Source organism: Streptomyces dengpaensis, assembly GCF_002946835.1.
Lineage (GTDB): Bacteria > Actinomycetota > Actinomycetes > Streptomycetales > Streptomycetaceae > Streptomyces > Streptomyces dengpaensis.
Genome location: NZ_CP026652.1, coordinates 6,802,141 through 6,821,895 on the forward strand (window position 1 = coordinate 6,802,141; position 19,755 = coordinate 6,821,895).

The 19,755-nt window shown below is 70.1% G+C and carries 20 protein-coding genes; 12 read left to right on the top strand and 8 right to left on the bottom strand.

From position 1 onward, the window contains the following. Positions 1 to 126: 126 nt before the first annotated feature. Positions 127 to 846 (bottom strand): FadR/GntR family transcriptional regulator, encoded by a 720-nt coding sequence (locus C4B68_RS31350; RefSeq protein WP_099504677.1) that lies wholly within the window; start codon positions 844 to 846, stop codon positions 127 to 129. A 99-nt stretch (positions 847 to 945) separates the two neighbouring features. Between C4B68_RS31350 and C4B68_RS31355 the strand changes: the two genes are divergently transcribed. From C4B68_RS31355 to C4B68_RS31370, 4 genes are all read left to right on the top strand, one after another. Next, positions 946 to 2,382, top strand: coding sequence for a CynX/NimT family MFS transporter (locus C4B68_RS31355; protein ID WP_099504678.1), 1,437 nt, complete (start codon positions 946 to 948; stop codon positions 2,380 to 2,382). A 63-nt stretch (positions 2,383 to 2,445) separates the two neighbouring features. Then, entirely contained in the window at positions 2,446 to 2,562 is a 117-nt protein-coding gene (locus tag C4B68_RS44145) for an SGM_5486 family transporter-associated protein (RefSeq protein WP_099504679.1), read from the top strand. 227 nt (positions 2,563 to 2,789) lie between these two features. Then, on the top strand, positions 2,790 to 3,005 hold the full coding sequence (locus C4B68_RS31365; protein ID WP_099504680.1) for a hypothetical protein: 216 nt from the start codon (positions 2,790 to 2,792) through the stop codon (positions 3,003 to 3,005). Between the two features lie 112 nt (positions 3,006 to 3,117). After that, positions 3,118 to 3,636, top strand: coding sequence for a SixA phosphatase family protein (locus C4B68_RS31370; RefSeq protein WP_099504702.1), 519 nt, complete (start codon positions 3,118 to 3,120; stop codon positions 3,634 to 3,636). A gap of 70 nt (positions 3,637 to 3,706) precedes the next feature. Here the strand turns inward: C4B68_RS31370 and serB are convergent, their stop codons facing one another. Together serB and C4B68_RS31380 are read right to left on the bottom strand one after the other, a co-directional pair. Further along, positions 3,707 to 4,921: a phosphoserine phosphatase SerB gene (gene serB, locus C4B68_RS31375; RefSeq protein WP_099504681.1), complete on the bottom strand. Its 1,215-nt coding sequence runs from the start codon at positions 4,919 to 4,921 to the stop codon at positions 3,707 to 3,709. 569 nt (positions 4,922 to 5,490) lie between these two features. Continuing rightward, a complete protein-coding gene (locus tag C4B68_RS31380; RefSeq protein WP_218963938.1) occupies positions 5,491 to 7,125 on the bottom strand; it encodes a streptophobe family protein in 1,635 nt (544 codons plus the stop codon). Positions 7,126 to 7,365: 240 nt separating this feature from the next. On the opposite strand from C4B68_RS31380, the gene C4B68_RS31385 reads away from it, so the two are divergent. Continuing rightward, positions 7,366 to 9,873, top strand: a complete 2,508-nt coding sequence (locus C4B68_RS31385; RefSeq protein ID WP_099504682.1) for an ABC transporter ATP-binding protein/permease — start codon at positions 7,366 to 7,368, stop codon at positions 9,871 to 9,873. Positions 9,874 to 9,966: 93 nt separating this feature from the next. On the opposite strand, the gene C4B68_RS31390 is transcribed toward C4B68_RS31385, so the two are convergent. The 3 genes from C4B68_RS31390 to C4B68_RS31400 all read right to left on the bottom strand — a co-directional run bounded on the left by C4B68_RS31390 (position 9,967) and on the right by C4B68_RS31400 (position 12,856). Next, positions 9,967 to 10,695, bottom strand: a complete 729-nt coding sequence (locus C4B68_RS31390; RefSeq protein ID WP_099504683.1) for a transglycosylase SLT domain-containing protein — start codon at positions 10,693 to 10,695, stop codon at positions 9,967 to 9,969. 299 nt (positions 10,696 to 10,994) lie between these two features. Continuing rightward, positions 10,995 to 12,164, bottom strand: a complete 1,170-nt coding sequence (locus C4B68_RS31395; RefSeq protein ID WP_099504684.1) for an S-adenosylmethionine:tRNA ribosyltransferase-isomerase — start codon at positions 12,162 to 12,164, stop codon at positions 10,995 to 10,997. Next, a complete protein-coding gene (locus tag C4B68_RS31400; protein WP_099504685.1) occupies positions 12,161 to 12,856 on the bottom strand; it encodes an SDR family NAD(P)-dependent oxidoreductase in 696 nt (231 codons plus the stop codon). The genes C4B68_RS31395 and C4B68_RS31400 overlap by 4 nt, the downstream gene beginning before the upstream one ends. A 205-nt stretch (positions 12,857 to 13,061) precedes the next feature. Between C4B68_RS31400 and C4B68_RS31405 the strand changes: the two genes are divergently transcribed. The 4 genes from C4B68_RS31405 (at position 13,062) to C4B68_RS31420 (ending at position 15,678) form a co-directional block, all read left to right on the top strand. Continuing rightward, positions 13,062 to 14,207, top strand: a complete 1,146-nt coding sequence (locus C4B68_RS31405) for a GAF domain-containing sensor histidine kinase (protein ID WP_099504686.1) — start codon at positions 13,062 to 13,064, stop codon at positions 14,205 to 14,207. Beyond that, a complete protein-coding gene (locus tag C4B68_RS31410) occupies positions 14,200 to 14,841 on the top strand; it encodes a response regulator (protein WP_099504687.1) in 642 nt (213 codons plus the stop codon). The genes C4B68_RS31405 and C4B68_RS31410 overlap by 8 nt, the downstream gene beginning before the upstream one ends. A 151-nt stretch (positions 14,842 to 14,992) precedes the next feature. Next, positions 14,993 to 15,238 (top strand): chaplin ChpE, encoded by a 246-nt coding sequence (chpE, locus tag C4B68_RS31415; RefSeq protein ID WP_099504688.1) that lies wholly within the window; start codon positions 14,993 to 14,995, stop codon positions 15,236 to 15,238. 200 nt (positions 15,239 to 15,438) lie between these two features. Further along, entirely contained in the window at positions 15,439 to 15,678 is a 240-nt protein-coding gene (locus tag C4B68_RS31420) for a chaplin (protein WP_099504689.1), read from the top strand. Between the two features lie 58 nt (positions 15,679 to 15,736). Here the strand turns inward: C4B68_RS31420 and C4B68_RS31425 are convergent, their stop codons facing one another. Further along, entirely contained in the window at positions 15,737 to 16,525 is a 789-nt protein-coding gene (locus C4B68_RS31425) for a hypothetical protein (RefSeq protein WP_099504690.1), read from the bottom strand. 121 nt (positions 16,526 to 16,646) lie between these two features. Between C4B68_RS31425 and C4B68_RS31430 the strand changes: the two genes are divergently transcribed. From C4B68_RS31430 to C4B68_RS31440, 3 genes are all read left to right on the top strand, one after another. Next, the gene (locus C4B68_RS31430) at positions 16,647 to 17,438 is read left to right on the top strand and encodes an ABC transporter ATP-binding protein (protein ID WP_099504703.1); all 792 of its coding nucleotides are present in this window, start codon (positions 16,647 to 16,649) and stop codon (positions 17,436 to 17,438) included. Between the two features lie 95 nt (positions 17,439 to 17,533). Beyond that, entirely contained in the window at positions 17,534 to 17,968 is a 435-nt protein-coding gene (locus C4B68_RS31435; protein ID WP_099504691.1) for an NfeD family protein, read from the top strand. A 131-nt stretch (positions 17,969 to 18,099) separates the two neighbouring features. Continuing rightward, on the top strand, positions 18,100 to 19,059 hold the full coding sequence (locus C4B68_RS31440) for an SPFH domain-containing protein (protein WP_099504692.1): 960 nt from the start codon (positions 18,100 to 18,102) through the stop codon (positions 19,057 to 19,059). A 57-nt stretch (positions 19,060 to 19,116) separates the two neighbouring features. Here C4B68_RS31440 and C4B68_RS31445 read toward each other — a convergent pair whose 3' ends face one another. Then, the gene (locus tag C4B68_RS31445; RefSeq protein WP_099504693.1) at positions 19,117 to 19,623 is read right to left on the bottom strand and encodes an HNH endonuclease; all 507 of its coding nucleotides are present in this window, start codon (positions 19,621 to 19,623) and stop codon (positions 19,117 to 19,119) included. Positions 19,624 to 19,755: the final 132 nt, after the last annotated feature.

The following is a 19,755-nucleotide window of genomic DNA, read 5'->3' on the forward strand; positions in this document are numbered from 1 at the left end:
ATCTGCGGCGTTGTCGTCGGTTGCCGACTCCCCCACGCTCGAATGCGCTCACGCGGGGGCACCCCCATCGCGTCGCCGCCCTCCTCCGCCTTGCAGCTGGACGCACCAAGCCCCGCTCACCTGTGTTTATGAGGCACCGTTGCTTTCCTCCGACCTGATCCGCCGGACAGGCCCTAGCCGTCCCGGCCGGCACGCGAACGGATAGCCCGCGGCCTCCGTGGCGGCCGCCTCTGTGTCCCCCGCGCGGATCGCGTCGACGAGCCGGGCGTGGTCCATGTAGGTCTCCGGCGTCAGCTCCTTGCCGACGTCCTCGCGCAGCCAGTCGCGCAGCACCTCGCCCAGGTCCGCGTACATCGCCGTCATGACGTCGTTGTGGGACGCGGCCACCACCGCCAGATGGAAGGTCGCGTCGGCGGTCACGAAGGCCTCCGCGTCGCCCGACTCCCACGCTTCCTCACGCCGTACGAGGAGCGTGTCCAGCTGCTTGAGATCGCGCTCGGTGCGCCGCTCGGCGGCCAGCTTCGCGGCGCTCGACTCCAGCGTGGAGCGCAGCTCGGCGATGTGCCGCGGGTCGGCGTCCGCGAAGCGGCGGTGCATCACGCCCGCCAGCTCGCTGGTCGCCACGACAAAGGTGCCGGAGCCCTGGCGGATGTCGAGCAGCCCGTTGTGGGCGAGCGCGCGGACGGCCTCGCGGACCGTGTTGCGGGCGACGCCGAGCTGCTCCACCAGCTCCGGTTCGGTGGGAATGCGGGAGCCCACCGGCCACTCACCCGACGTGATCTGGTTCCGCAGCTCTGCGATGACCTGCTCGGACAGCGCCGATCGGCGGGGGTGGCTCAGCGGCATGACGGTCCTTCGTACGGGTCCCGGTGTGGTCGGTCGCGCGGGTTGGACGCTCCGGAGATTAAAGCAAGGGGAGTGGACAGCCAATCATCCCATGATTCTATGATGGGCGTCATGGTGAGCGAGGAGACCCGGACGATAACGTCCACACCGATACGCCCCTCCGCGGAGACGCAGCCCAAGGGCGTACCGGACACGGAGCCCGAGGGCGAAACGCCCGCCACGCGCGCGTGGACGACGCGTCTGGTGGTCGTAGGCATCGTCCTCACCGCCCTCAACCTCCGCCCCGCGATCACCAGCCTCGGCGCCCTCCTCGAAGAAGTGCGCGACGGGCTCGGCATGAGCGGCAGCGTCGCCGGACTGCTCACCTCCGTACCGCCGCTCTGCTTCGCCGCCTTCGGCGTCATGGCTCCGCGGCTCGCCCGCCGCTTCGGTCCCGGCGCGGTCGTCTGTGCGGGCATGGCCGCCATCGCCGCGGGCCTGGCGATCCGGCCGTACACCGGGAACACGGCCGGCTTCCTGGCCGCCAGCGCGCTCGCGCTCATGGGCATCGCCGTCAGCAACGTTCTGATGCCGGTGATCGTCAAGCGCTGGTTCCCGGACCGGGTCGGCTCCATGACCGGCCTGTACTCGATGGCCCTCGCACTCGGCACCTCGGCGGCGGCCGCGGTGACGGTGCCCATGACCGACGCCCTGGGAGGCGGCTGGCAATCCGGGCTCGCGGTGTGGGCGGGGCTCGCGGCGGCGGCCGTGGTGCCGTGGCTTCCGCTCGTACGCGCGCGGGGTGAGGCATCCGGGAGCGGTGCCCCTGGTGGGCGTTCTGAGTCCGGGAGCGCTGACCCCGGTCGGCTTGCCGGTTCCGGGAGCGGTGCCCCCGGCGGACGTACCGCTTCAGGGGCCGTCGTGTCCGCGCGGCAGGAACCCGACGTGCTGCGCATCACCCGCAGCCGTACGGCCTGGGCGCTCGCCGTCTTCTTCGGGCTCCAGGCCACCGCCGCGTACATCACGATGGGCTGGATGGCGCAGATCTTCCGTGACGCGGGCGTCGCGGCCGGCACCGCGGGACTGCTCCTCGCCGTCACGATGGTCATGGGCGTACCGCTGGCCTTCGTCATCCCCCGCCTCGCCACGCGGCTGCCTGACCAGGGACCGATCGCGGTCGTGCTCGGCGCCTGCGGACTCGCCGGATACGCGGGCCTCTACTTCGCCCCGGCGGCCGGCGCCTGGGCCTGGGCCCTGCTCCTCGGCGTCTCCAACTGCGCCTTCCCGCTGGCACTGACCATGGTCGGCATGCGGGCCAGGACCGGCGCGGGCGTCGCCAAGCTCTCGGCGTTCGCCCAGAGCACCGGCTATCTGATCTCGATCCCGGGCCCGCTGCTGGTGGGCGTCCTCTACCAGCACAGCGGCGGCTGGGGCCTGCCGATCGCCCTCATGGCCGGGCTGATGGTCCCGCAGATCGCCGTGGGCATCCTGGCGGGCCGGAACCGCATCGTGGAGGACGAGGCCGCGCGCCTGCCCACGCGTGAGGTGACTCCTTGAGCGCCTTGAGAGGGTGCCGACCCCACCGGTAAGGGGGTGGACGAAGGGTGCGAGACTGGCCGCATGCCTGTGCTCGACCCAAACCCCCAGAACGGCCAGAAGAAGCTGCTGCTCGTGTTCGGCGCGATGCTGGCCATCACCGTGATCATCGGCGTCATCGCGGCGATCGCCTCACCGTGAGCCCGACGGGCTGATCATGGACGCGGCAGCGCCGACGGCGTTGCCCGACCGCCCCCTCGAGGCGCCTGTCCCAGCCCGATGGGGGGCTAACCCCCCATCCCCTAGGGGGCGAGTGTCAGGGTCAAGTGGGTGGATCACCGGATGGGTTGAGGGCTTCGGATTCCGTAGCTTCGAGTTGTGGCCGCGAGGAGGCGGACACGGACCACTCGAGGACCCACGGAGGCGGCATGTCGGCCCGTACGCACACCCGGCCCCACCCGGCGACCCCGGGCCGCGTCGACATCCGGCTGCCCTGGTGGGCCCTCGCCCTGCCGACGCTCGCCTTCGTCACGCTGCTGCTCCTGATACTCAACCCGGTGGACGCGCACGCCGCGGGCGGCGCCCCCGCGATCACCCACGTCTTCGAGCGCGTCCAGGACACGATGCTGCACGAGGCGCCGTGAACCGGCCCGCGGCCGACACCTTCCGCGCAGCCCAGGCACCCTCGTCACCCCTGCCGGGGCAGGACGTCAACTCCCTGCGCCCCATGGCGTGTTTCATGCGAAGCTGGGACGCATGAGCGTCGCAGAACCCCGCAGGATCGTCCTCTTCCGGCATGCGAAAGCCGACTGGCCACAGGTGTCCGACCACGAGCGGCCGCTCGCCGACCGGGGCCGCAAGGACGCCGCCGTCGCCGGGCGCAAGCTGGCCGACACCGGCATCCCCTTCGATCTGGCCCTCTGCTCCACCGCGACCCGGACCCGCGAGACCTGGAAGCTCGCCGTCCATGAGCTCCCGCACCGGCCGAAAACGGTCTATGAGGAGCGGCTCTACGAAGCCTCGCCCGGAGAGCTGATCGCCGTGCTCAACGAAACCCCCGACGACGCGCAGAACGTGGTCCTGATCGGCCACAACCCGGGCGTGCACGGCCTCGCCGAGATCCTGGCAGGCCAGGCCGAGGGCGACTCGCGCGCCCGGATGAACGGCCGCGGCTTCCCGACCGCCGCCTTCGCGGTGCTCTCCTACGACGGCTCCTGGAAGTCCCTGGAGCCCGGGACGGCCACCCTGCTCGACTACTGGGCCCCGACGGAGTAACCCACCCCGACAGGCACAGGGGCCCGGCACCACTACGGCGCCGGGCCCCGAGACGTAAAACCGTATGAGGTCAGTGATCGACGTCCTCATGCATGTCCGCCGCCTCGACCTCTTCGCGGGTGACGCCGAGCAGATACAGGACCGTGTCCAGGAAGGGGAAGTTCACCGCGGTGTGCGCGGCCTCGCGTACGACGGGCTTGGCATTGAAGGCGACGCCGAGACCGGCCGCGTTGAGCATGTCGAGGTCATTGGCGCCGTCGCCGATCGCCACGGTCTGGGCCAGCGGCACACCCGCCTCGGCGGCGAACCGGCGCAGCAGCCGCGCCTTGCCTGCGCGGTCCACGATCTCCCCGACGACCCGGCCCGTCAGCTTCCCGTCGACGATCTCCAGCGTGTTGGCCTGAGCGAAGTCGAGTCCGAGCCGTTCCTTCAGATCATCGGTGACCTGTGTGAACCCACCCGAGACGACACCGACTTGGAAGCCGAGCCGCTTCAGCGTACGGATCAGGGTGCGCGCCCCCGGTGTCAGTCGCACCTCCTCGCGCACCTTGTTCACCACCGAGGCGTCCAGCCCCTTCAGGAGCGCCACGCGCGCGTGCAGCGACTGCTCGAAGTCCAGCTCCCCGCGCATCGCGGACGCCGTCACCTCGGCGACCTCGGCCTCGCAGCCGGCGTGCGCGGCGAAGAGTTCGATCACCTCGTCCTGGATGAGAGTCGAGTCGACATCCATGACCACCAGCCGCTGGGCGCGCCGGTGCAAGCCGGCCGCAACGACCGCGACGTCGACACCCAGTGCCGCGGCCTCGGTGACCAGAGCGGTACGCAGTGTCTCCGTCTCCGTACCGGACACGGCGAACTCGACCGCTGTCACCGGGTACTTGGCGAGGCGGAAGATACGGTCGATGTTGCCGCCGGTCTTGGTGATCCGCGCGGTGATCGCGGCCGTCGACTCCGCGGTGAGCGGGTGTCCGAGCACGGTGACGAGTGAACGTCCGAGCCCGCGCGGGCGGTTGTCACCCAGGCCGGAGATGATCTCCGCCTGCATCTTCATCGACTCCGCCCAGCTGTGGACGGTGGCCCGCAGATCCCCCTCGAGCCCGCCGGCCGGCTCGGTCACGAGCGCGCAGAGCACCATCCGGCCACGGGTGACGACCTGCTCGATGTCGACCACGTCGACGGAGTAGGCAGCCAGAGTGTCGAAGAGTCCGGCGGTGATGCCGGGCCGGTCCTTGCCGAAGATCTTGACAAGGAGGGTAGGGACTTCAGAGGTCTGCGAAGCGCTCATGGTCCTCCCACCGTATCCGGCACCCAGTGCCTTCCGCCCGCCTGGTCCGCCTAGCGGACAGAGAACACTGGCCGTCACCGAAGTGGCCCACCCATGACCACCGAGCAACACCGATCCCACGGGCCTCACCACCCACACACCCGCGCCTGCCCGCTGCGGGTGGGCCTGTTTTTCGCCCCCTCCGCCCCTACCCTCCCCCACTCTCGGCTTCTCCCCCAGTGCCTTAAGGGCCTGGGAGGTACCCCCAGAGCGGGGGGACCCCCATCGTGCCTGGGGGCTGCCGCCCCCAGACCCCCGCTTCGGCCTGAACGGCCTCGTCCTCAAACGCCGGACGGGCTAAAAGGCTTCGCCGGACGGGCTGAAAGATCTGGGCGCCCGCCCCCACGCACCCGCAGTCGCCAGCGCACGGGAGGGGCCGTGCCGGTACATCACATGCCCGTCGCCCCGTTCGGATCTGGAGACGGTTCCTGTAATCCCACGTCTGATCCACCGGCCACGACGGGCGGATGTACCGGCACGGCCCCGACCCACCCACCCGCGGCAGGCGAACCGACGGCAGGCGGCGCGCCTCAGCCCCGCCCCCCGGGCTTCCGAGACGGCGGCGGCGGCCCCTCATCCGGCCCCCGCAGCAACTCATCGGGCAGCCGCAAGTACGGATTGGTATCAGGATTCGGCGGCCGGTAAGAGGCCTGGGGACTATAAGGCCCAGCCTCCCCACCGACCCCCGGGGTCGCCCCCGCGGCCCCCGCACCCCCCACAGCCAGCCCCACCGCCCGCCGCCCCGCAGCCCCACTCACATAAGCCAGCAACGCCCCCACCGCCCCCGCCCCAGCCCCCCAAACCGCCCCCAACAGCAGCGCCACCCCCACATGCCCCCGCAACACGATCCCGGCACCGAACGCGTCGAACCCCAGCACCGACAGCGACGCGTCCACAGACACCTCCGTCAGCCACGCCAGCAGCGGCAGCGCCAACGCCGTCACGACCCCGAGCCGAAGAGCGCAGCGCCCCGCGAAACCGACAGCACCCCCACCCCGTACATCCGCGCCACCCGGAGCTCCCCCGACAGCGGCACCCGCCCCCCGTACGAATGGCGTACGCGCGGCCGTCAGCACCCCCGCGAACAGCATCATGACCGCGGTCGCGACCCCCAACAGCCACACACGTCCGTCGAGTTCGGCGAGCCGCCCCAGCGTGACGGGCTGGTCGGAGTCGACGCTCAGCAGCTTGTCCAGGGGGTCGGGGAGCAGCTTGGCGAGCTCACCCGTGGCCCTGCCGTCCCAGGGCACGAAGAGCCCGATGGGGACGCCCAGCCACACCCCGTTGGGCGCGCCGAGCAGCGCCGCGCCCGCGATCCGCTTGGGGTGGGCGTCGCCGATCGCCGCGTACGCCGCCGCCGCGAGCCCGGCCGCGACCGCCACCAGCAACACCGTGACCAGCGCGGAGGCGGCCGGCCGTACCACCCGGTGGACGGCGTCCCAGCCCTGCGGCAGGGGCGTACGCCGGGAGGCCACCAGAGAGATCACCAGGATTCCGGCCACCCAGGCGGCGCCGCCGAGCAGCGTGGGCACGGTGTCGACGGTGAAGCCCACGGCGGCCTCGGCGTCCACGAGATCGCCGATCTTGTCGGGCAACAGCCCGCCGAGATCTCCCAGCCCACCGGGAAGCTGGTCCGTGATGTCGCCGAGCCCGCCACCGCCCGTGACGCCGTCCGTGACGCCGTCGAGCCCGAGTTCGCTCCCGTCGATCGTGATGACGTCGTGACCGGCCCAGGCGAGCCCGCCGAGCGTCGCCACGAACAGCACGACCACCGCGCCCGCGCGCGCGACGAGTTCGGAGGCCGCGATCACAACTCCCGCCCCACGCAAGGACCGTAGGAAGAACCACGACAACAGCAGCGCGCCGACCAGCCCCACACCCAAGGGCGTGATCTGAAGGGAAGTGGTCGCCTCCGCTCCTTTCAGGCCGAAGGCCGACACATCGCCGGACGGCTTCACCGCACCGTTCGCCCCAAGTGCCACTACCGCAGCGGTCATCGGCCCGAGCGAGCCGGCCGTATCCGCCTCCAGCAGATGCAGGCCGAGCGCGGCCGTGCCCGCCATCCCGATCAACGCCCAGCTCACAGCGGCGATCGCGGACAGGAGTACGTCCCCCCAGGGCACCCTCCTGACACTCCCGCCGTGGTCCACGGTTTCGATGCTCATCGCCAGACCCCCCGATCCGCGCCGCGGCGGTCCACCGCGGATGTCCCCCTCGCGTGGGATTACCACTCTCCGGTCCGGTATCAACCCCGTCAACGAAATCGGGCAACCCGCCCGTACGCATCCTTCACAAGGCCCGACTTTCGGTCAGGGGGCTCCAACTGAAATAGTTCCCCACGATGTTCGACATCCCTAGACTCCCTGTGACGGGGGTAACTCGGGGGACAACTCAGTGGGGCTGGAGTGCCGGAACTCGTACTGGAATTGAATGGACGGACCTGGACGCTCGACACGTCCAGGCCCTACACCCTCGGACGTGATCCGCAGGGAGACATCGTGCTCGACGACGCCAGAGTGTCCTGGCGTCACGCCACGATCAGCTGGGGCGGCCGGAGTTGGGTCATCGAGGACCACGGCAGCACCAACGGCACATTCGTGCAGGGGCAGCGGATCCATCAGATGGAGATCGGCCCCGGCTCGGCCGTGCACCTCGGCAACGCGACCGACGGACCGCGCCTGAACCTGTCCGGCACCGCGGCCGCCGTCGCCTCGCCGCAGCAGGCGCAGCCCCAGCAGCAGACGTACGCCGCCCAGGGGGCGAACCCCGGCTGGGCCCAGCAGGCGCCGCAGCAGCAGGCGCCCGAACAGGGCCGGCAGCAGCCGCAGCAGGCGGGGAAGATCCCGCCGCAGCAGGGACCCGGTGGTGGCGCGGGGGCGCCGCCGGTCTACGGCGACCGCAGCCCGACGACCTTCCACCAGCTGGCCCTCGGCCGCGTGATGCGCATCGGTCGTGCGCTGGAGAACGATCTGGTCGTCTCCGACCTCCAGGTCTCGCGCCACCACGCCGAGTTCCACGCGACGCCCGACGGCCGCTTCGAGATCCGCGACCTCGGCTCGCACAACGGCACGTATGTCAACGGTATGCCGATCGCCAAGGGCGGCTCGGCGCTGCTCGGCCCGAACGACATCGTCGGCGTCGGCCACTCGACGTTCCGTCTCGTCGGCGACCGCCTCGAGGAGTTCGTCGACACCGGTGAGGTCTCCTTCTCGGCCCGCCATCTGACTGTCACGGTCGACGGCGGCAAGCAGATTCTCAAGGACGTCTCCTTCGGCGTCCCCGAGAAGTCGCTCATCGCGGTCATCGGCCCCTCCGGTTCCGGCAAGTCGACGCTCCTGAAGGCGCTCACGGGCTACCGCCCCGCCAACCAGGGTGACGTCCTCTACGACAACCGGAACCTGTACAAGCAGTTCGCCGAACTGCGCCAGCGCATAGGCCTGGTCCCGCAGGACGACATCCTGCACAAGGAACTGTCGGTCAAGAAGGCCCTCACCTACGCGGCCAAGCTGCGCTTCCCCGCCGACACCACGGCCCAGGAGCGCGATGCCCGCATCGACGAGGTGCTGCGCGAGCTGAAGCTGGACATCCACAAGGAGAAGAAGGTCACCTCCCTCTCCGGTGGCCAGCGCAAGCGCGTCTCCGTGGCCCTGGAGCTGCTCACCAAGCCGTCGCTGATCTTCCTGGACGAGCCGACCTCGGGCCTCGACCCGGGCATGGACCGCGATGTCATGCAGCTGCTGCGCGGCCTCGCCGACGACGGCCGTACGGTTCTCGTCGTCACGCACTCGGTGGCCGAGCTGGCCATCTGCGACAAGCTCCTGGTGATGGCGCCCGGCGGCGCGGTGGCGTATTTCGGCCCGCCCGAGGAGGCCCTCAACTTCTTCGGCTACGAGACCTGGGCCGACGTCTTCTCCTCCTTCGAGAACTACCGCGACTACGACTGGGCGGGCCGCTGGAAGGGCTCGCAGCACTACCAGATGTATGCCGCGGACATCGACGCCGTCGCCCCGCAGTCGGTGCACATGCCGCCGCCGCAGGCGATGCGGCCGCCCAAGCCGCAGGGCTGGTTCTCCCAGCTGGGCACGCTGATCAGGCGGTACGTCTCGGTCATCGTGTCCGACAAGGGCTTCCTGGCGCTGACGGTGATCCTTCCGGCGGTGCTCGGCGCGGTGAGCCTGCTCATCGAGCCGGACAAGACCCTGAAGGTGAACACGGCGGTGGGCCCGAACGGTCTGCCCATCCCGAACAGCACGGCCGCCACGGTGCTGCTGATCCTCGCAGTCGGTGCCTGCTTCGCGGGTGCCGCCAACTCCGTCCGTGAGCTGATCAAGGAACGGGTCATCTACGAGCGGGAACGCGCGACCGGGCTGTCGCGCTCCGCGTACCTGATGTCCAAGGTGATCGTCCTGGGCGTGATCACCATGCTGCAGGGCGCCCTGGTCGGCGCGATCGGTTTCCTGAGCCGCGAGAAGCCCGACGAGGGTCTCGTCCTGGGCAAGCTGATCGTGCCGGAACTCTCCCTGCCGATCATGGCGCTGGGCTTCACCTCGATGATGTTCGGGCTGGTCATCTCCTCGCTGGTGAAGACCGCCGAGAAGACCATGCCGCTGCTGGTCATGTTCGCGATCATCCAGGTCGTCTTCACCGGCTGTCTGTTCCCGCTGAACGGCAACCCGGGCGTCAACGAGCTCTCGTACCTGATGCCGGCACGCTGGGCGGTCGCCGCCGCCGGCACGACGCTGGACTTCAACCGGATCAACCCGCACAACACGGCCGACACGGACCCGCTCTGGGACCACGAGGCCGCGGCCTGGGCCCTGGACATGGCGGCCCTGTTCGCCCTCGCCGCCGTCTGCGCCTTCTTCGTGGCCCGCTTCCTGCGCCGTCACGAGCCCGAGGTCATGCGCAAGTAGTCCCGCGGACCCGGTGGACATGACGGAAGGGCGGCACCCCGGCCGGGGTGCCGCCCTTCGGCGTCAGCTGTGACGGAGCTCCGCGCTAGGCCGTCAGTACGCGCTGTTCACGTTGTCGATCGAGCCGTACCGGTCGGCCGCGTAGTTCGCGGCGGCCGTGATGTTGGCGACCGGGTCGTAGATGTTCCAGGACGTGCCCGGGACGTGGTAGGCCTTGAACGTCGGCGGGATGACCTGGAGCAGGCCCTTCGACGGGACACCGTTGATGGCGTTGATGTCCCAGTCGTTGATGGCGTTCGGGTTGCCCGAGGACTCGCGCATGATGTTCTTGTGCAGCCCGTTGTACGAACCCGGGATGCCCTTCTCCTTCATGATGGAGAGCGCCTCGCGGATCCAGCCGTCGAGGTTGTTGGAGTACGTCGTCGCCGCGACGGTCTGGAACTCGATGCGCTGCGTGGAGCGGCTCGCGGCCAGCACCGCGGAGCGCTCCTCGGCGGCCTTCTTCTTCGCGGCGGCCTCGGCAGCCGCCTTCTTGTCGGCAGCCGCGTCGGCGGCCTGCTTCGCGGCGATGGCCTGGGTCTTGAGCTCGGCACCGGCCAGCTGGTCGGTGATGCTGGCCTTCACGTTCTTGATCGGCTGGTCGCTGTAGACGACCGGGGCCGTGGAGACGGCCGCGTCGGTCGAGGTGTTCTGCGCGTTGCCGGAGACCATCGGCAGCGCGAGCACAGCGGCACCGAGGGTGCCGACACCGGCGATGGTGAGCTTGCGGACCTTGGTCAGCTTCGGACTACGACCAGGAGTGGTGTTCATGTTCTTGGGCATCACTGATGGACCTCGTTCGAATAGCGCGGAGGTCGCTCCCGGTCCGGTGGGGACGGTCTGTGTGTCCGGAACTGACGCCGCGGGGGAACCCGCAGCGCTGAGCGACGGGAGCCATTGTTAGCGGCCGCAAAAACCTGTGGCAAAGGTGTGACGTACGAAGCTGGGTAGTGGACCTGGAAAGGGCAAAACGGGGCAGACTGTCACGTCTGCCCCGCTCATGCGGGTCCTATTTATCTCCTATGTTCCTTCGTACGTGATGTGCGCCCTATGTGCGGGGTCACATCGGCTCTGCGCCATTCTCACCAACAGTTGCTGTCGCAATGCTCAGAGTGAGTGCTTTCGTCGGGGACGATGAGGTGCACATCCCCGAACTCGTGCCAGAGGTAGTGCCCACGCAGCGCCTCCTCGTAGCTGCGGTCGATCGCCGCGCCTCCCGCGATCGCCTCCAGCATCAGCAGATGCGAGGCCTCCGGCTCGTGCAGCCCGGTCAGTAGCCCGTCGATCACCCGCACTCCGCGCTCCGGGGTCACCACGAGGTCGGTCCAGCCCTTCGCCGCCCGGACCAGCCCGTCGGGGCCCGTCGCGGACTCCACGGCACGCACGGCCGTCGTACCGACCGCGACGATCCGTCCGTCCGCCCGACTCCCGTCACCACTCTTCCAAGCAAGCGCTGCGCGTCTTTGTTCCCCCTTCGCCGCGTTGATCAGTCGCGCCGACGCCCACGGCACCTCGTACTTCTCCGGATACGGCGGCTCATGGGCCTCCGCCGACGCGACCCCGGTGTGCAGCGTCACCGGCGCGAACTGCACGCCCCGGCTCACCAGCTCCGCCACCAGACGCGAGGTGAAGGGGCGCGCCGCGCTCGGCATCTCCGCGCTGCCCGCGCCGTCGGCGGACGGCAGCGCGAACACCGTCTGATACGCGGACAGCGGCTGGTCCCTCTCTGTATAGGAGTAGCGAATGGGCCGCCCGTGCCGCCGCAGCAGCCCCAGGACGTCGGCGCCCGGCACCCGCCCCCACCACAGCCGAGGGCTCCGCGACGTCAGCGGTTCCTCCAGGACGAGCCCTACGTCCCCGGGCAGGCACACCTCTGTTCCCGCGGGCCCTCCCGCACGCGCGCGCGTGGTCCCCGTTCCGTCGGGATCCCGCAGCTCGACCGCCCACCGCCCGTCATCGCCCCGCGTGGAGAAATGCACCACCACGCGCGCGTGCCCGACGCGCCCGTCCACGGCGGCCGCCAGGGTGGGGGAGGTGTTGACGACGAGCACATCCCCGGCCCTCAGCTGCCGGGGCAGCTCCACGAACGCGTGATGCGACACCTCGGTGCCGCGCGAGACCAGCAGCCGTACGGAGTCCCGGTCGAGCCCGGGCCCCCGCTGCTCGGCCGGCACCCGCGCCGACAACTCCTCCGGAACCCTCCCCCATGCTCGACTGCGCTCGAACGGGGGGACCCCCATGGCGGTCGTCATCGCTCATCCAGGAGGGCCGGAGCGGCGTAGCGCCCACTGGCCGGACGGTTGTCGATCAGGCGCAGAAAGGCCGGAACCACACGATCCGGCGCCGGCCGTTGATCGTCGTCGTCCGGTACGGCCGCCGCATACAGGTCCGTGCCCATGTCCCCGGGGTCGACGGCCCACACCCGCAGGCCGGGCTCCTCCTCGCCGAGGACCGCCGAGAGATGGTCGAGCGCCGCCTTCGACGCGCCATAGCCGCCCCACGTCTCGTACGCCTCGGCGCCGGCGTCCGAACTGATGTCGATGACCGTGCCCGCCCGTGCGGCCCGCAGCAGCGGCAGCGCCTCCTGGATCAGGCCCAGCGCGGCGACCACGTTGACCTCCAGGGCCTGCCGCAGCCCGTCCAGGGTCAGGTCCTCCAGGCGCACCAGCGGCTCGGCGCCCAGCGCGCTCGCGTTGTTCACCAGGAGGTCCACGCCGCCGAGCTTGCGGGCCGCCGCCACCAGCTGGGCGCGGTGACCGGCGTCCGTGACGTCCCCGGGCAGCGCCTCCACGCGCGTCCCGTACGCGGACAGTGCCACCGCCGTCTCCTCCAGAACCCCGGCTGTCCTGGCGTCCAGCACCAGATCCCAGCCGCGCTCCGCCAGGGCCGCACCGAGAGCCCGCCCCAGCCCCTTCGAAGCCCCCGTGATGATCGCTACCGGCATGACATCCGTCCCCTCGTCCCTCGACCGCCGTTCCCGGCGGGTGTCTTCAAGCTAGGAACCGGGCGCCCGCGCCGCCTCGTGCGCGGGCCCCAATGACGCGGGGCCCTTCGTCCTAGTCCCACGGGTCGTCCTAGTCCCACGGACCTAGGCACGGGCCATCACAGGTCTGATACGCGTTGTCACACCCCGCCGGTACTTTGGGGTCATGAGTCAAGGACCCCGGTCGGGCCTGTACGCGGTGAGTTCCGCGCTGCTGGCCATGAGCAGGCACCTCGAGGTGCGCGACGTCCTCAAGACGATCGTCGCCTCGGCCCGCGAGCTGCTCGACGCGCAGTACGCGGCGCTCGGCGTGCCCGACGACCACGGAGGCTTCGCCCAGTTCGTCGTCGACGGGGTCAGCGACGCGCAGTGGAAGGCCATCGGCCCGCTCCCGCGCCAGCACGGCATCCTCGCCGCGATGCTGCACGAGGCCCGGCCCGAGCGCCTCGCCGACGTGCGCAAGGACCCCCGCTTCGAGGGCTGGCCCTCCGCCCACCCGGAGATGTCCGACTTCCTGGGCCTGCCGATCCGCGACGGCGACGAGGTCATCGGCGCGCTGTTCCTCGCCAACAAGAATTGTCCTAAAGAGGACGGAAGGTGCGGCTTCACGGAGGACGACGACGAACTGCTCACGATCCTCGCCCAGCACGCCGCGATCGCCCTCACCAACGCCCGCCTGTACGAGCGCAGCCGCGAACTCACCATCGCCGAGGAGCGCTCCCGGCTCGCCCATGAACTCCACGACGCGGTCAGCCAGAAGCTGTTCTCCCTGCGTCTGACCGCGCAGGCGGCCGCCGCCCTCGTCGACCGCGACCCGCCACGTGCCAAGGGCGAACTCCAGCAGGTGGCCACGCTCGCCGCCGAAGCCGTGGACGAACTGCGCGCCGCCGTCGTCGAGTTGCGCCCCGCCGCCCTCGACGAGGACGGCCTGGTCGCCACCCTGCGCACCCAGATCCAGGTCCTCGACCGCGCCCACTCCGCGCGCGTCACCTTCTCCAGCTGCGGGGTACGGGCGCTGCCCGCCGCCCAGGAGGAGGCCATGCTGCGCGTCGCCCAGGAGGCCCTGCACAACGCGCTGCGGCACTCCGGAGCCGCCGGCGTCGACGTCATCCTGGAGAAGCACGGACCGGGCGCCGTCCTGCGCGTCATCGACGACGGCAGCGGCTTCGAACCCACCGCGATACGCAGCGCGGGCCGCCACCTCGGCCTGGTGTCGATGCGCGACCGGGCGAGCGGAGTCGGCGGCACACTCACCGTGGAATCGGCGCCCGGAAAGGGCACCACGATCGAGATGGAGGTCCCTGGTGGCTGACGCAATCAAGGTGCTGCTCGTCGACGACCACCAAGTCGTCCGCCGGGGCCTGCGTACCTTCCTCGAAGTACAGGACGACATCGAGGTCGTGGGAGAGGCGTCCGACGGCGCCGAAGGAGTCGCCCGCGCCGAGGAGTTGAAGCCCGACGTCGTCCTCATGGACGTCAAGATGCCGGGCATGGACGGCATCGACGCGCTGCGCAGACTCCGCGAACTGGCCAACCCCGCGCGCGTGCTGATCGTCACCAGCTTCACCGAGCAGCGTACGGTCGTCCCGGCCCTGCGCGCGGGCGCCGCCGGTTATGTGTACAAGGACGTGGACCCCGACGCGCTGGCCGGCGCCATCCGTTCCGTGCACGCCGGGCACATCCTGCTGCAGCCCGAGGTCGCGGGCGCCCTGCTGTCGCAGGAGGAGGCCAACTCGGGCCAGGGGAGAGGCGGTTCACTCACCGACCGGGAGCGCGAGGTGCTCGGCCTGATCGCGGACGGCCGCTCCAACCGCGAGATCGCCCGTGCCCTCGTCCTCTCCGAGAAGACCGTCAAGACGCATGTCTCTAACATCCTGATGAAGCTCGACCTCGCGGACCGGACCCAGGCCGCGCTCTGGGCCGTACGCCATGGGGTGACAGGCTGATCCAGGACGGCAAATCGGAGGTTCCGCTCCGGGGTGAGATTCATACCGTCGGGTGTATGTCACCCGGTTGGCGCATCCTCCGCGGAGCTCGGCCGTTCTCCAAGGCGTGCTGCGGCGACTTGCCGCAGCGATCGCTAGGAGGGGTTGAGAAGTGAAGAACCTGAAGAAGGCCACTGCTGTCGCGATGGTGACCGGTGGCCTGGTAGCCGCCGGTGCCGGTATGGCCTCCGCCACCGACGGTGCGTGGGCGGGCGGCAAGGCCGAGGGCTCCCCGGGCGTCGTCTCGGGCAACCTCGTCCAGGCTCCGGTTCACGTCCCGGTGAACGCGGTCGGTAACAGCGTGAACGTCATCGGCGTTCTGAACCCGGCCTTCGGCAACCTCGGCCTCAACCGCTGAGTTTCCGTACCGGAGAACCATCATGACCACCGGCCTTCCAGGAACTCCCTGGGAGGCCGGTCAGGTTGTCGGTTCGTCGGCCGACTGAACTGAACGGGCCTATCGGCGTGGTCTTCCGTGCCGTCACCGATCCTCGTGGCGTTGCTCAGCGTACGACCCCCGGCCGGGTCGGATTCGCACACACTGGAGGAACGCTTCTCATGAACATCGCCAAAAAGGCCGCCCTGGCCGTCACCATTGCCGGTATCGCCGCGGGCGCTTCCGCCGGTGCCGCTGTTGCCGACTCGGGTGCCGGCGCCGCGGCCGCGGGGTCGCCGGGCGTCGGCTCGGGCAACGTCGTCCAGATCCCGGTTCACGTCCCGGTGAACGCGGTCGGTAACAGCGTGAACGTCATCGGCCTTCTGAACCCGGCCTTCGGCAACGAGGCTGTGAACGACTGACACGGACCAGCTTCAAGCGGCCCCGCGAACGAAAAACGGTTCGCGGGGCCGGTTGCTGTCAGCGAGCCCCCCGCTCCCGCTCCTCCACGAACGCGTTGTACGCGGCCACCTGGGCCCGCCGCGCTGTCCGCTCCACCGGCCGCAGGGCCTGGGCCCGAGCCGCCATCTCCGAGGCGCTCACGGCCCCGCCGTGCCCGTTCTCGTACGCCACGGAGATCAGCAGCCCCACACGCTGCGCAAGCTCCAACACCCGCACGGCACGTGGCGGATAGCCGGGGGCGAGCACCTCGCGCCCCCGCTCGACTCGCGCCCGGTACGCGTCGATCGCGGCCTCCGCGACCTGCCCCGACCCGGCCACGTCGAGCCGCGACAACACCTCGGTGGCCTCGCGCAGCGCCTCCGCCAGCTCCCGCTCGGCCTCGCCGAGCGACGGCACATCGGCGGGCGGCGCCTCCCGCACGGCGAGGCAGTGCCAGACGACCTCGACATGCACATCGCCCTCCGGCCCGGCCTCGTACACCTCGGGAACGAGCCCGAGCGCCGCCCCATGGCAGACGACGGCCTCCTCGGCGTCCAGGGCGCGCGCATTGAAGTCGGGCGGTCCGCTCAGCCCGAGCGGATGCCCCGGCGCGGGCAGCGCGACCCGCAGCCCAGTCACCCCGAGCGCGCGCAGCCGGCCGAGGGCGAGCGTGAGCCCGACGGGCCACGACTCGCCGGGCAGCCCCTCGACCCGGTGCACCGCGTCCTCGCCGACGATGGCGAGTACCGCGTCATCCGGCGAGATAAATCCGGCCAAAAGGGCATTTCCCCATGCAGCCAGTCGTCCTGAGCGTGGTTCCGAGAGCATGCTCCCACCCTAAGGACCGACCGATGGATGGGAGCGACTGACCGGTGGCGTAGGTTTTGCCTGGGGGCTGCGTCTATCGACGTAAGCGACGGCCGAGACTGCAATGGGAGACAACGCGCTCATGAGCGATGTACTGGAGCTGGAGGACGTGTCCGTGGTCCGCGAGGGCCGGGCTCTGGTGGACCAGGTCTCCTGGTCGGTCAAGGAGGGACAGCGCTGGGTCATCCTCGGCCCCAACGGCGCCGGGAAGACGACCCTTCTCAACGTGGCCTCGAGCTACCTCTTCCCCAGCAAGGGCACCGCCACCATCCTCGGGGAGACCCTCGGCAAGGTCGACGTCTTCGAGCTGCGCCCGCGCATCGGCGTGGCGGGCATCGCCATGGCGGAGAAGCTTCCCAAGCGCCAGACCGTCCTCGAGACCGTGCTGACCGCCGCGTACGGCATGACCGCCCACTGGCACGAGGACTACGAGGAGATCGACGAGCAGCGCGCCCGCGCCTTCCTCGACCGCCTCGGCATGAGCGACTACCTGGACCGCAAGTTCGGCACGCTCTCCGAGGGCGAGCGCAAGCGCACCCTGATCGCCCGCGCCCTGATGACCGATCCCGAGCTCCTCTTGCTCGACGAGCCCGCCGCGGGCCTCGACCTCGGCGGCCGCGAGGACCTCGTACGCCGCCTCGGCCGCCTCGCCCGCGACCCGATCGCCCCCTCCATGATCATGGTCACGCACCACGTCGAGGAGATCGCCCCCGGCTTCACCCACGTCCTGATGATCCGTCAGGGCAAGGTCCTCGCCGCCGGCCCCCTGGAGCTAGAACTCACTTCGCGCAACCTCTCCCTCTGCTTCGGCCTCCCGCTCGTCGTCGAGCAGGTCGGCGAGCGCTGGACCGCGCAGGGCCTCCCGATGGCCTGAATTCCGGGGCGTCCGGGCCCGCGCCGCGGACCGGGCACGTCCCCACGTGATCGCGCGCCCTGTCCGCCGACGGAGCGCGGATCTACCATGACCCTGTGGACGACATCAACGCATGGGTCTGGTGGTTGGTCGGCGCTGGCGCGCTAGGTATCCCGCTGGTCGTGACCGCGATGCCGGAGTTCGGCATGCTCGCCGTGGGCGCCGTCGCCGCCGCGGCCGTCGCGGGACTCGGCGGCGATGTCGTACTCCAAGTCGTCGTCTTCGCCGCCGTCTCGGTCGCGCTCATCGCCGTCGTACGCCCCATCGCGGCCCGGCACGGCGCTCAGCGGCCCCAACTCGCCACGGGCGTGGACGCGTTGAAGGGCAAGCAGGCCATCGTCCTTGAGCGGGTGGACGGTTCGGGCGGTGGCCGCATCAAGCTCGGCGGGGAGATCTGGTCGGCGCGCGCCCTCGACGCCGGGCAGGCCTACGAGGTAGGTCAGGAAGTGGACGTCGTGGACATCGACGGAGCCACGGCGATCGTCATGTGACCTCGTACGACGCAAGTGAACCGAACGCCCCACACAGCAGACGAGGGTCTGCCAGACTCGTCCAGCAAGATCTTCAACAGCCGTAAGATCTTCCGGAATTACCGAGGCGGAGAAGGGTACGGGGAGCAACGATGGAACCGATCATCATCGTCCTGATCATTCTGGTGGTGTTGGTCTTCATCGCCCTGATCAAGACCATCCAGGTGATCCCACAGGCCAGCGCCGCCATCGTCGAGCGCTTCGGCCGCTACACGCGCACCCTGAACGCGGGCCTGAACATCGTCGTCCCGTTCATCGACTCGATCCGCAACCGCATCGACCTGCGCGAACAGGTCGTCCCGTTCCCGCCGCAGCCGGTGATCACCCAGGACAACCTGGTCGTCAACATCGACACCGTCATCTACTACCAGGTGACCGACGCGCGCGCGGCCACGTACGAGGTCGCCAGCTACATCCAGGCGATCGAGCAGCTCACCGTCACCACACTGCGCAACATCATCGGCGGCATGGACCTGGAGCGCACCCTGACCTCCCGCGAGGAGATCAACGCGGCCCTGCGCGGCGTCCTCGACGAAGCCACCGGCAAGTGGGGCATCCGCGTCAACCGCGTCGAGCTCAAGGCGATCGAGCCGCCCACCTCCATCCAGGACTCGATGGAGAAGCAGATGCGCGCCGACCGCGACAAGCGCGCCGCGATCCTCACCGCCGAAGGTATCCGCCAGTCGCAGATCCTCACCGCCGAGGGCGAGAAGCAGTCCGCGATCCTGCGCGCCGAAGGTGAGGCCAAGGCCGCCGCCCTGCGCGCCGAGGGCGAGGCCCAGGCCATTCGTACGGTCTTCGAGTCCATCCACGCCGGAGACCCCGACCAGAAGCTCCTCTCGTACCAGTACCTCCAGATGCTGCCGAAGATCGCCGAGGGCGACGCCAACAAGCTCTGGATCGTGCCCAGCGAGATCGGCGACGCCCTCAAGGGCCTGTCCGGCGCCTTCGGCAACTTCGGCCCGATGGGCGGCTCCTCGGGCGGCGGCGGGACCTCCGGAGGCTCGTCCGGCGGCACGGAGCGCCGCGAGAAGCCGTCGATCACCGACTGACCGCGTACGACGATGGGGCCCACCTCCGCCGGGAGGTGGGCCCCAACGTCGTACGCCCTACGCGGCGGGCTGAGCCAGCCACTCCGGCAGCGCGTCGAAGTCGTCCCGGCCCAGGGCCAGCAGCATCGCGTCCGCGGGCGTCGGCTCGAACGGCTGCCGCAGCAGCGGCATACCCGCCTGCTCCGGCGTACGGTCTGCCTTGCGGTGATTGTCCTCCGCGCACGAGGCGACCGTATTCAGCCAGGAGTCCTGACCGCCCTGGGCCCGCGGCACCACGTGATCCACGGTCGTGGCGCGCCGGCCGCAGTACGCGCACCTGTGCCGGTCGCGTACCAGCACACCGCGCCGCGACCACGGCGCTTGTCTTCGGAACGGCACCCGGACATAGCGGCAGAGCCTGATCACCCGGGGCACGGGTATGTCGAGTGCGGCTCCGCGCATACGGAGTTCGGGGTGGGCCTGCTCCACGACGGCCTTGTCCTGCAACACCAGAACGACGGCTCGATTCAGCGTCACCGTCGACAGCGGCTCGAAGCTCGCGTTCAGAACCAGCGTGTCCCGCATCCTGGCCACCTCCCGTGTGCACCGGCCCACCCCCTGGCGGGCTTGGATCAACTCTGGCCGGGCGCGCCGAGATGGACAACGCAATAAAAAATGCCCGCCTCCGATCACTTCCATGACCGGAGGCGCGCAAAC